Annotated in this window: 6 protein-coding genes; 4 read left to right on the top strand and 2 right to left on the bottom strand. The window is 59.4% G+C overall.

All coding sequences use genetic code 11. From position 1 onward, the window contains the following. Positions 1 to 135: 135 nt before the first annotated feature. Together RMO95_RS01715 and RMO95_RS01720 are read right to left on the bottom strand one after the other, a co-directional pair. A complete protein-coding gene (locus RMO95_RS01715; protein WP_310448856.1) occupies positions 136 to 1,656 on the bottom strand; it encodes a fumarate hydratase in 1,521 nt (506 codons plus the stop codon). 10 nt (positions 1,657 to 1,666) lie between these two features. Beyond that, a complete protein-coding gene (locus RMO95_RS01720) occupies positions 1,667 to 2,185 on the bottom strand; it encodes a TIGR00645 family protein (RefSeq protein WP_310448857.1) in 519 nt (172 codons plus the stop codon). Between the two features lie 273 nt (positions 2,186 to 2,458). On the opposite strand from RMO95_RS01720, the gene acs reads away from it, so the two are divergent. From acs to RMO95_RS01740, 4 genes are all read left to right on the top strand, one after another. Further along, positions 2,459 to 4,441, top strand: coding sequence for an acetate--CoA ligase (gene acs / locus RMO95_RS01725; RefSeq protein ID WP_310448858.1), 1,983 nt, complete (start codon positions 2,459 to 2,461; stop codon positions 4,439 to 4,441). Between the two features lie 150 nt (positions 4,442 to 4,591). Continuing rightward, entirely contained in the window at positions 4,592 to 5,761 is a 1,170-nt protein-coding gene (locus RMO95_RS01730; protein WP_310448859.1) for an ATP-binding protein, read from the top strand. A gap of 33 nt (positions 5,762 to 5,794) precedes the next feature. Further along, the gene (locus tag RMO95_RS01735; protein WP_310448860.1) at positions 5,795 to 7,078 is read left to right on the top strand and encodes an ATP-binding protein; all 1,284 of its coding nucleotides are present in this window, start codon (positions 5,795 to 5,797) and stop codon (positions 7,076 to 7,078) included. 246 nt (positions 7,079 to 7,324) lie between these two features. Then, on the top strand, positions 7,325 to 13,403 hold a 6,079-nt coding region (locus RMO95_RS01740), incomplete at its 3' end, for a DUF4347 domain-containing protein (RefSeq protein WP_310448861.1).

The following is a 13,403-nucleotide window of genomic DNA, read 5'->3' on the forward strand; positions in this document are numbered from 1 at the left end:
TCAGTATGCAAATAACAATAGACGGCTCGCGGTCGGCAGCGGTGGCCCGCGATAAACCCGAGGCCGAATATCCGCTGCCCCCGAGGGCATCCCTTGGATGATTAAGAGAAGGTTCTTTCGCGGCCTTCCAGGCGCTCAGGCGACCTTGACCGGAATCTTCCCGATCTTCGCCTGCCATTCCTTCGGCCCGGTGATATGCACCGAAGTCCCCAGCGAATCGACGGCGACGGTGACCGGCATGTCCTTGACGTCGAACTCGTAAATGGCTTCCATGCCGAGGTCGGCGAAGCCGACCACCTTGGCCGACTGGATCGCCTTGGCGACGAGGTAGGCGGCGCCGCCGACGGCCATCAGGTAGGCCGATTTATTGTCCTTGATGGCCTCGATCGCGGTCGGGCCGCGCTCGGACTTGCCGATCATCGAGATCAGGCCGGTCTGTTCCAGCATCATGCGGGTGAACTTGTCCATCCGCGTCGCCGTGGTGGGGCCGGCGGGGCCGACCACTTCGTCACGCACCGGGTCCACAGGGCCGACGTAGTAGATGACGCGGTTGGTGAAATCGACCGGCAGCTTTTCGCCCTTGGCCAGCATGTCGGCGATGCGCTTGTGCGCGGCGTCGCGGCCGGTCAGCATCTTGCCGTTGAGCAGCAGCTTCTGGCCCGGCTTCCAGGCGGCGACCTGGGCCTTGGTCAAGGTGTTCAGGTCGACGCGGGTGGCGGTGGCGGCATCGGCTTGCCAGGTCACCTTGGGCCAGTCTTCGAGGCTGGGCGGCTGCAGTTTGGCAGGGCCGGAGCCGTCGAGGTGGAAGTGGCAGTGGCGCGTCGCGGCGCAGTTGGGAATCAGCGCCACCGGCAGGTTGGCGGCGTGCGTCGGGTAGTCGAGTACCTTGACGTCGAGTACGGTGGTGAGGCCGCCGAGGCCTTGCGCGCCGATGCCCAGGGCGTTGATTTTCTCGTGCAGTTCGAGGCGCAGTTCCTCAGCCCTTGTTTTGGCCCCACGAGCCTTCAGTTCGTGGATGTCCACCGGCGCCATGATGGCTTCCTTGGCCAGCAGCATGGCCTTTTCCGGCGTACCGCCAATGCCGACTCCCAGGATGCCGGGCGGGCACCAGCCGGCGCCCATGGTCGGTATCGTCTTGAGGACCCACTCGACCAGGTCGTCGGAGGGATTCAGCATGGCGAACTTGGCCTTGGCCTCCGAGCCGCCGCCCTTGGCCGCGCAGATCACTTCGACGTGATCGCCGGGAACGATTTCGTAATGCACCACGGCCGGGGTGTTGTCCTTGGTGTTCTTGCGCGTGCCGGCAGGGTCGGCCAGTACCGAGGCGCGCAGGGGGTTGTCGGCATTGCCGTAGGCGCGGCGCACGCCTTCATTGACCATCTCCTGGACCGAAAGCGTCGCATCCCATTGCACCTGCATGCCGACCTTGAGGAATACCAGTGCGATGCCGGTGTCCTGGCAGATGGGGCGATGGCCTTCGGCGGACATGCGGCTGTTGGTCAGGATTTGGGCAATGGCGTCCTTGGCCGCGGGCGACTCCTCGCGCTCGTAGGCTTCGCCCAGCGCCGTGATGTAGTCAAGCGGGTGGTAGTAGCTGATGAACTGGAAGGCATCGGCGATGGACTGGACGAAATCGTCCTGGCGGATGGTGGTCATGGTGGAGTCCTTAGTGTTTGCCCACGGACAAAGTCTGCATCATGATCTTGTCGGTGTAGGCGATGGCTATCGCCGAAAAAAGGAAGGAAACGTGGATAGCGATCTGGGCGATGATGACGCGGTCTTCGGTATGCCCGGCGTTGATGAAGGTACGCAGCAGGTGGATCGAGGAAATGCTGATCAGGGCCACCGCCAGCTTGACCTTGAGCACGCCGGCATTGACGTGGGACAGCCATTCCGGCTGGTCGGGGTGGCCTTCGAGGTCGAGCCTTGATACGAAAGTCTCGTAGCCGCCGATGATGACCATGATCAGCAGGTTGGCGATCATGACCACGTCGATCAGGCCGAGGACGATCAGCATCACCTCGTTTTCGCTGAGGCTGCCGGCCTTGGTCACCAGCAGCGCCAGTTCGTGCATGAACTGATACACATAGACGCCCTGGGCGATGATCAGCCCGAGATACAGGGGCGCCTGCAGCCAGCGGCTCCAGAAGATGAAGAACTCCATGGGTTTGATGATCTGATTCATAGGGGCGGGCAAGGTTGGTGCGGGGCAGCAATATTACCTCAGGAGCCGGGCCGCAATGCCGGACGGGCAGCGTAAGTCGCATGTAAGGCTCTTTCGCTTTAATATGTAAGCACTTAAAATCTATGGCTGCGACAAGCAGCAGAGCCGGTCGGCAGCAGCGTTGTCTTCCAAAAGCGAATACCAGCATGGTCGCCTGACCCCAGGTACGGCCAGCTTGGCGGAAATTCTTTTCATCCGGATTCCATCCGGCTACATGCGAGAGGAGAGGTGTCAATGTCCAGCATCGAATCAAATGTCACGGAAAGTCGTGTATTCCCCCCGGCGGACGCTGTGGTCAAGAAGGCCACCATTTCCGGGATGGCGGCCTACGAGGCGCTGTGCAAGGAGGCCGAGCAGGATTACGCCGGTTACTGGGCGCGACTGGCGCGTGAGCATGTGACCTGGAAGCAGCCTTTCACCAAATCGCTGGACGAATCCAAGGCACCCTTTTACGAGTGGTTTGCCGATGGCAAGCTGAACGTTTCCTACAACTGCCTCGATCGCAACATCGAGGCCGGTCTGGGCGACAAGGTCGCGATCATTTTTGAAGCCGACGGCGGCGAGGTCACCAAGGTGACCTACAAGGATCTGTTGACCCGCGTCGCCAGGTTCGCCAATGCGCTGAAGGCGCACGACATCAAGAAGGGCGATCGCGTCCTGATCTACATGCCGATGTCGATCGAAGGCGTGGTGGCGATGCAGGCCTGCGCCCGCATCGGCGCGATCCACTCGGTGGTGTTCGGCGGCTTCTCCGCCAAGAGCGTGCAGGAGCGCATCCAGGATGCCGGCGCGGTCGCCGTGATCACCGCCGACGAGCAATGCCGCGGCGGCAAGAACATTCCGCTGAAACCCGCGGTCGACGACGGCATCGCCATGGGCGGCTGCGAGTCGATCAAGACCGTGATCGTTTTCAAGCGCACCGGCGGTCCCTGCAACATGGTGGCCGACCGTGACATCTGGTGGGACGACGCCATCGCCGGCCAGTCCGACACTTGCGAGCCGGAGTGGGTCGGTGCCGAGCATCCGCTGTTCCTGCTCTACACCTCGGGTTCCACCGGCAAGCCGAAGGGCGTCCAGCACAGCTCCGGCGGCTATCTGCTGCACGCGATCCTGACCATGAAGTGGACCTTCGACATCAAGACCGACGATGTCTTCTGGTGCACCGCCGACATCGGCTGGGTCACCGGCCACACCTACATCACCTATGGTCCGCTGGCCTGCGGCGCCACCGAGATCGTGTTCGAAGGCGTGCCGACCTACCCTGATGCCGGCCGTTTCTGGAAGACCATCGAAAAGCACAAGGTCAACATCTTCTACACCGCGCCGACGGCGATCCGCTCGCTGATCAAGGCCGGCGAGAACACACCGACCACGCATCCGAAGAACTATGACCTGACCAGCCTGCGCATCCTCGGTTCGGTCGGCGAGCCGATCAATCCGGAAGCCTGGATGTGGTACTACAACAATGTCGGCGGCGGCCGCTGCCCGATCGTCGACACCTTCTGGCAGACCGAAACCGGCGGCCACATGATCACCCCGCTGCCCGGCGCCACGCCGCTGGTACCGGGTTCCTGCACCCTGCCTTTCCCCGGTATCGCCGCCGCCATCGTCGATGAGACCGGCAATGACGTCGAATGGGGCAAGGGCGGTTTCCTGGTGGTCAAGAAGCCCTGGCCGGCGATGATCCGCACCATTTACGGCGATCCGGAGCGCTACAAGAAGTCCTACTTCCCGGTGGATTTCGGCGGCAATCTGTATCTGGCCGGCGACGGCGCGATGCGCGACGCCAAGACCGGCTACTTCACCATCATGGGCCGCATCGACGACGTCCTGAACGTTTCCGGACACCGCATGGGCACCATGGAAATCGAGTCGGCCCTGGTCTCCAATCCGCTGGTGGCGGAAGCCGCTGTGGTGGGCCGTCCCGACGACCTGACCGGCGAAGCCATCTGCGCCTTCGTGGTGCTCAAGCAGTCGCGCCCCACGGCGGAAGAAGCGAAGAAGATCGCCAACGAACTGCGCAACTGGGTCGGCAAGGAAATCGGCCCGATCGCCAAGCCCAAGGACATCCGCTTCGGCGAGAACCTGCCGAAGACCCGCTCCGGCAAGATCATGCGGCGTCTGCTGCGCAGTCTGGCCAAGGGCGAGGAGATCACCCAGGACGTGTCGACCCTGGAAAATCCGGGAATTCTGGATCAGCTCAAGCAGAATGCCTGACGCCCTGGCATGACCGAAGAAAAGCGCCCCTCGCGAGACGGGCGCTTTTTTTCGGCGGTTCGCTCGGTTTGAATAGTCAGTTGGCGAGATGGCTTTGGTGAGATTGTAAATTGAATTGACAATCTGATCATTCAGGATTAGCTTCCGGTCATGATCCCCCGTTCCGCCGCCCCTCGCCTCGCCGAGCTCGCCCGCTACTATCCCGTTGTGGCGATTACCGGCCCCCGCCAGGCCGGCAAGACCACGCTGGCGCGCGCGGTTTTCGCCGACAAGCCCTACGTCAGCCTCGAAGATCCCGACGTGAAAACGCTGGCCACCACCGATCCGCGCGGCTTCCTTGCCCAGTTTCCCGACGGCGCGGTGTTCGACGAGGCGCAACGCGTGCCCGATCTTTTTTCCTACCTGCAGACACGGGTTGATGGCGACCGCCGCATGGGCCTCTTTGTGCTCACCGGTTCGCAACAATTCGGCCTGATGGAGGGCATATCGCAGTCGCTGGCCGGGCGTGTTGGCCTGCTGCACCTGCTGCCCTTCGACTTCGACGAAATTTCCGCCACCCGGCCTGCCGACTCTCTGGAAACCTGGTTGGCACGCGGCTTCTATCCACCGCTCTATGACCGGGGAATCCCACCGCATCTGTGGTTTGCCGACTACGTGGCCACCTACGTCGAGCGCGACGTGCGTCGCATGATTCAGGTGCGCGACCTGGAAAGCTTCCACCGTTTTGTCCTGATGTGCGCCGCCCGCACCGGGCAGTTGCTGAATTTGTCGGCACTCGCAGCGGATTGCGGCATCACGCACAACACCGCCCATGCCTGGCTGGGAGTGCTCGAAGCCAGCTACCTCGTCATGCGCCTGCCGCCGTTTCATCGCAATTTCGGCAAGCGCCTGACCAAGGCGCCGAAGCTGTATTTTCTCGACACGGGCCTGGCCGCCTGGCTCGCCGGTGTGCGCGACGCCGCCGCGCTTGTGACGGGCGCGATGCGTGGCCCGCTCTTCGAAACCTTCGTTGTCGCCGAGTTCGTCAAGCGTCGTCGCCATGCCTTGCGCGCCGAAGAGTTGCATTTCTGGCGCGATGCCGCCGGCCGCGAGATCGACCTGCTGGTCACGCGCGGCGACGCCGTCCTTGCCGCCGTCGAGTGCAAGTCAGGCCGTACCGTCGCCGAGGACTGGTTCGCCCCGCTGGCGCGCTTTGCCTCGCTGGCGGGGAGTCCGCCCACCCTGCTGATTCATGGTGGGGATGCCGACCAGGCGCGCACGACGACCCCGGTTTACGGCTGGCGCTCGATCGGGCGAGTGCTGGATAAGGTGTTCGACTGAGAGTCCGTGAAATATTCCAGGAGTTCGTCTAAAATGCATTCCACCGGACGATTGGACGAAAACGAAATGCAATCTTACCTTCCTCGGACCTTGGAAACCTTTATCGTCACAGCAAGCCGGCAGTTTCCGGTATTGATGCTGACCGGTCCCCGCCAGGTAGGCAAGACAACCCTGCTCAGGGCATTGTGCGAGCGCGAAGCGACAGGCCGGCCTCCACGGCGCTACGTAACGCTCGACAATCCCTTGCTTCTGTCACTGGCGCGAGAAGAACCGGCACTTTTTCTTCAGCGCTTTCCGCCTCCGGTGCTGATAGACGAAATCCAGTATGCGCCCGGATTGCTTCCTCTCATCAAGGAAATCGTCGATACCGACGGCGGCAAAGGATTGGTCTGGCTCACCGGTTCGCAACCCTTCCACCTGATGCAAAACGTCAGTGAATCTTTGGCGGGGCGGGTGGCGGTGATGCATCTGCAAGGCTTGTCCCTCGTCGAATCGCTGGGCCTTGGCGCCGCAACGCTGCCTTTCCTGCCTGGAAATGCATTCGCGGACAAGCCTGCGCAGGAGATAGCCAGTTCTCCCCTGGCATGGGTGTTCGAACGCATATGGCGCGGTGGTTTTCCGGCGCTCTACGCCGCCGATGCCGCCGACCGCGACCTGTTTTTCGGGTCTTACCTGCAAACCTACCTGCAACGCGATGTTCGCGATCTGGCCCAGGTGGGCGACCTGATGGCCTTCACCCGCTTTCTGCGCAGCGCCGCTGCCCGCACGGCGCAATTGCTCAACATCGCCGACATGGCGCGCGACGTCGGCGTGGCGCCTAATACGGCTCGACACTGGCTATCGATTCTCCAGGCGTCGGGGCTGGTCTGGCTACTGGAGCCCTATCACACCAATCTATCCAAGCGACTGGTCAAGACTCCCAAGATGTATTTTCTCGACAGCGGTCTGGCCGCCTATCTGACCGAATGGAGCAGCCCCGAGACGCTGGAGGCAGGCGCGATGTCGGGCGCCGTCTTCGAGACCTGGGTGTTGGCCGAAATGCTGAAAAGCTATTGGCACAATGGCAAGCAGGCGCCGTTCTACTACTACCGCGACAAGGATCAGAAAGAAATCGACGTGCTGATCGTCCGCGATGGTCGCGTGCACCCTGTCGAGATCAAGAAAACCGGGCAACCGTGGCGGGATGCCGTGCGTCATTTTGCAGTACTAAAGAACCTCGGGCTGACGCTTGGGCCGGGAGCGGTGGTCTGCTTGTGCAACGAGCGCCTACCCCTGACTTCGAACGTCGAAGCCATCCCTGCGTGGCAGATCGGCTGAGCGCGCAATCGGCCCTTGGGGGCAATTCGGAGCCTCGGCCGCCGATATTGATTCGCGGCGCCGTCGGCCGTACCCGGTGGAGTGCCAGCCGAGCTATCTGGATGCCGGCGAATTTCCAGTAGCTGCAGTAGGGGTTTCCCTGCGATGGCGGTATCATGATTGCGAAAGTACAGCCAATTCAACGGCATGCTATTGCTTTGGTGATAGGCATGCATCCTCGCGGATGCGGGCGCCAAGGGAGGTCATATGGGCAATTCAGTCGTATTCATCGATGCGCGCGTCGCCGACATCGACGCGCTGATCGTCGGGCTGCCTTCATCAACGGAAGTTGTCCTGGTTGGCGACACTGCCGACGGCCTCGATCAAATCGTCGCCAGCCTGCAAGGGCGATCCGGCATCGATGCCATTCACATTGTCTCGCATGGCAGTTCCGGCAGCGTGTTGCTGGGCAGCAGCGTTATCGATACTGCCGCTCTTGCCACGCACGCCAGCCAACTTGAAACCATCGGCAAGTCGCTGACCGAGAGCGGCGACATTTTGCTGTATGGCTGCAATGTCGCGGCGGGCGATGTGGGTTTGCAGTTCATCGGCAGCCTCGCACAGGCTACGGGGGCGGATGTGGCGGCGTCGACGGATTTGACGGGGGCGGCGGCGGGCGGGAATTGGGTACTCGAGGCGAGCACTGGCAGCGTAGCAGCCACTAGCTTGGACATCAGCAAAGGCTATCAATCTACCTTAAGCCTCACGGTCAACGATATACGTGATGCCGGCGTCTTGGCAGTCGCCGCATACGATAGAGGAATGTATGCCTGGGATTACCTGAAAAGCCTGCCCGGCTCGAACTGGAAATATGTCAGCCCTACTTTGTTCAACGACAGCCTAGGCGTTGACTCACATGGCTATTACAGCGCCTCGGGCTTCTTGGGTGAACTGGATGCTCAGGCACTTCTGGCCTTCAATGCCTCAACACATACGCTTGCAATTTCGTTCAGGGGAACAGAATCCCTTATCGACATAAGTAACGATTTCTTTTCAACTGGTAATTTCGGGCCTATCTATTGGCTGGGGTTTGATAATTTGGTCTCAGAGGTTCTCCTAAAGGCGACTGATCTTCTTGGCGCAACGAGAGTTCTTCTAACCGGTCATAGTTTGGGCGGCGCGATGGTGGAAGAAGCCATGGCTGCCCATTCCGATGCCCTGCTCACCGGCGTTACCTTTGGATCTCCTGGCGTAACCGATATTCCTGCCAACTATGGAAGCGATTTACGGCTTATCAATATCGGGCATATCGATTCGCTTGGGCAAGGAGATCCGGTATTTCGCGTAGCGCCCTTCGAAGATGTCCAAGGGAACGACATCCGCGTCGACCTACCCAGCGAGGCGGATACCAGTCTGCTAGGTCTTGCAGCAAATGCCCTTTCCGGAAACGGTGCTTCCGGCACTCAACACAGTTCAAATCTATATGAAATTACCGCATCTGCGATTGCAACAGAGTTGGATAAGAATGCTCAGTATGGACATCATTTTGATGTTCGCGCATTTTCGTATGTTATCGGCTTCTTGGACGAGGTTCTTTCCGGATCATCGGGTGCTGACGTCGTCATCGGCAGTAGTCTAGTCTCAGAGGTCATTTCCGGATTCGCCGGCAATGACATTCTCGATGGGGGTTTTGGCGCCGATATTCTGCAAGGCGGCATTGGCGATGACATCATCTATGGCGGCGATGGTAACGACACTTTGGACGGAGGGCCAGGCGGCGACTTCCTGTACGGGGGCATAGGCGATGACTGTTACGTGGTCCATACAGGCGACGACAATGACATTCTCGTGGAACAGGGAGGCCTGGATTCCATCCAGATTTGGGATTCTGGGCAACTCAACTTTTCCGTTTCACCAAATAACAATGACCTAATAATCAGCTATACGGGCGGTTCCATCACGATCCCGAACATGAACCAGCCGAGTCCTCGTGTTGAACTTCTCCAGCAATTCACGACCGACGGCCTAACCAAGATCGGCTCAAACGTCTCCCTGTACGACGAGTTCGCGAGCCATGGCGGCATAGTTCCGCAGGCACCCACGACTACCCCGCGACTGAACACGGCACCTCACGTCGACGGCACGAATTCGAAGGCTTTGGCCGGCGGAACGACAACCCCCGCGCCAGGACTTTTCTACGGGGTCGACCCAGACGGTGATCCTGTCGTGTCCTACACGATCAACGACTCGGCCGGCAGCGGGTACTTTCTACTCGGTGCAGTTCGTGAGCCCGAGGGCCAGAGTTTTGCGTTGACGCCCTTGGAATTTGCCAACCTGCAATATGTCGTCGGGCCAGCCGGAACGCGGGACAGTTTCGGCGTTCGCGCCAGCGACGCTCATGCCCAAGGGGCGGCCTCGACGTTCACCATCATTAGTCTTGATGCGGCAACCGCGCCAGTGCCTAGCGTACTGATAGCAAACGACGACATCGCGACGACAACATCCGGGCATCCCATAGTCATCCAAGCGCTTGCGAACGACGACTCGCATCTGGTTAATATCACCAGCTTGTCTGGCGTCGATTCTCAACTCGCTGTCATCAAGTCTGATACGCAAGACGCGATTATCTTTACGCCGTCGTTGGCCTTCGTCGGCCCCTATTCTTTCTCCTATACCGCCACCGATGGCCATGGCGCGTCGGCGACTGCGCAGGTGACCGTCAATGTCAATGCATATACGCCGACACCGACGGCTCCGACGGACACAAACCATCCGCCGATCGCATCCGACGTTCATCAGACGATCAACGTCGGGCAACAGCTAGTGATAGCCCCGAGCGATTTCTCCTACGATCGCGATGCCGATGATCAATTCAGTCTGCCGACTTTGGTCGGGCACGGTGATGCGAGTCACGGAACGATCACGCGCAACGGCAGCACGCTCAGTTACACACCTGCTTCAGGTTTCATTGGCAACGATTTCTTTTCCTACACAGTCGAGGATATCCACGGCGCACAGGCGGCTGGCACCATCACCGTCACGGTCAATCAGTCGCCGATGGCGCAGGACGACTTTCTCGTCACCAATCCAAATACATCGGTCTCTTTCAATGTCTTGCAGAATGACATATACACTGGAAGTGGAAGTCTCGTTCTAACGAGCACTTGGCTTGGCCCTCAGCATGGCTCAATCACTTTGGGCGAAGACGGCTCGATTACTTACGCGCCGGCGCAGGACTACTCCGGCGTGGACAGCTTCACCTATTACGTCAGTGATGGAGTTGGAGGGAACGGAAGCGCAACTGCGACGATTGCCGTCGGTAGCAGCAGCTCACAAACCGGTGACTCAGGTAACGATGCCCTGATAGGGACCAGCGGTAATGATTTGCTCCAAGGTCTCGGCGGCGACGACAAACTGTGGGGCGGCTCCGGCGACGATATTCTCGACGGCGGGAGCGGCTTCAACTACGCAGACTTCTCTGGCGCCACGGGACCGACGACCATCACGATCGAGCTTCCCCCGGTTGCTGACAATGGCACTGTACGGTGGGATCAGAGTCTGTCCGGCGACGGACTTAGCGGAAGCGATTCGTTGCGTAACATTGATGGGGTCATCGGCTCGGACCAGAATGACACGATCCATGGGAACAACCACGACAACATCATTTATGGCAACGGCGGTGATGACCAAATTCAATCCCTTCTTGGGCACGATACCGTTTATGGCGGCGACGGCAATGATGGTATCGACAGTGGAGGTTGGACTACTGATCCGAGTTTGAATTCGTCCACCTTTTATGGCGGTGATGGGGATGATAGCCTTGCTGGATGCCACTCCGGATCAGACCTGCTCGATGGGGGCAATGGAAACGATAATCTAAATGGAACTGGAATCCTCCTGGGTGGAAATGGCAATGATGCTATTTACGGCGCTGGAACCCTCGATGGCGGGGATGGGAACGATACGCTTCGTGCTTGGTATGGCGCGGCCACCCTGCTTGGCGGTGCGGGTGATGATGTCATTTCTGACAGCAGTGACAATGATGTCCTCGTGGGCGGCGAGGGCGATGACACGCTATCCGTTCAAGGTGGAAACGACGCCATCGATGGTGGTGCAGGAACGGACTTTCTAAATATTTTCTTACCGACTCCTAGTCCAATCACAATCGACCTTGCGGCCGGATTTCTTCAAGTAGGCAGCACTTTCGACGTGCTGCAATCGATTGAGAAGATACTTGTAAGAGCTAGCCATGGTGGCGCCATTTACGGCTCGCAGGCCGACGATATTCTTTGGGTCGATTTTTCTTCGGCTGGAACAATTGACGGTCGAGGCGGCGACGATGTGATCCTGGCCGGTGCGCATCCTGCTAGCGATCTGCTGATCGAAGGGGGCGGAGGAAACGACACCCTTACAGGTGGCTCGGGGCCACTCCAGTTCGTAGGTGGCTCCGCTCATACCCGGTTCGTATATCGCAGCATTCTCGATGGCGCCGATATCATCACGGATTTCAGTGTGGGAACAGGCACGGGAATGATGGTGGACGTGCTTGATTTCGCCGATGTGCTTGCAAGCGTCGGCTACATCGGCACGACACCGATTCACGATGGCTACGTGCGCTTTGTCGCCTCCGGAAACAACACGGTATTTCAGATCGACTTGGATGGAGCCGGCACAGGCGCTCAGTTCAAGACACTTGCCACACTTCAGGGTGTCACGCCTTTTGCCCTGGCGCCCGGCAATTTTGCGTCGTCGGTTGACATTGCCGCTATTTCTGAGCCTGGTACGGGCATTGGACCCGTCGTCTCCGATTGGTCGCTGACTCTTTCGTACCAACGCGATCAAGCGGTTGTTGCGCTTGGCAGCATGGTCGTTGCAGACCCCAATCCAGATGCTCAGTTGACCGTACAACTCGTGCTTGCCGACCCCACGATAGGCTCGCTCGGCGCGTCCGCCGGCGCTGTGTACGACGTAGTATCCGGTACTTGGTCCATCCAGGGCACAATAGCCCAGGTGAATGCAGCGCTTGCCTCGGCATCGTTCATTCCCAACGTCGGGCAAGAATGCGACACGACGATTTCGACCTTCGTGAGCGATGGTGGTAGCGCACCCGTCGCTGGGTTGATCACACTCAATCTGCTTAGAACACCGACCATTCTCAATGGAGGAAATGGCGACGATGTTTTGGTTGCGCACAGCGGCGACAACCTGATCTTTGGAGGATTCGGCCACAACGAGGTCGACTATCGCTACAGCGGGGCGTTTGGCATCACCATCGACCTCGCCCAAGGGACCGCGACCACGTCGGATGGTCGTCGTGATGGCCTATTTGATATCCAATCCGCGCGTGGGACGGATTTCAGTGACACTCTAATTGGCGATGCCGGTAACAATCAGTTCTTCGGCATTGGCGGAAACGATACGATCATCGGTGGCTTCGGCGCGGGAGATGACGTCTACGACGGTGGCGATGGTACAGATACCGTCGTCTATTTGAGCACCACGCAAGGTATCGTTGTCGATCTTTCGTCCGCGACTAATCAGGCTACCGACCCGGAAATCGGTACCAACCAGATCAGCAACATAGAAAACGTAGTCGGTGGCAGTGGCAACGATTCAATCACCGGCAATGGCGCCAATAACTGGTTGAACGGGGGTGGGGGCAACGACGTCGTCGACGGCGGCGTGGGCTTTGATGTCTTGACGATTGATGCCTCGTCGGCGAATGGCACCTCTTACCTGAGCTACAGCGTGACTCCATCGACGGGCTCAGGGACGTATCTTAATTGGGGCGTCGACTTCGACACCATCCGCAGCGCCCTGGCGCAAGACATAGCGTCGATCACGCTTAACACCGGCAATCTGGGTGGCACTACCTGGAGCAACATCGAACAGTTCAATCTGACAGGGATAAATAACACTCTTTGGTACGAATATTTAGGCGACCTGTTGATCTTTCAAGGAACAGGCGGCAGCTATAACGGTGGCACGCAAGAAGGCTCCGGCTACGACACTTTCTACGCCGACTGGTCGAGCGCTACGGCGGGCATCGCCTGGGTGAACGATCCGAGCACGACCCAGAGCGTGAACGGTGTGAGCGTGAGCGGCCTGGAGCGGCTGTTGCTAACCACCGGATCGGGTGACGATGTGCTGTCCAACACCAATGTCAGCACCAATGACGTGTTCATCACTGGCGCGGGCAACGACTCCATCAATGCCGGTGGCGGCAACGACCGGATTGAGACCAACGATGGCAACGACACGATCAATGTCGGGACGGGTTCCGACACGGTGGACGGCGGCGTGGGCTTTGATGTCTTGACGATTGATGCCTCGTCGGCGAATGGCA

The sequence above is a fragment of the Sulfuritalea sp. genome (genome assembly GCF_031426875.1).
In the GTDB taxonomy this organism is placed as follows: Bacteria; Pseudomonadota; Gammaproteobacteria; order Burkholderiales; family Rhodocyclaceae; genus Sulfuritalea.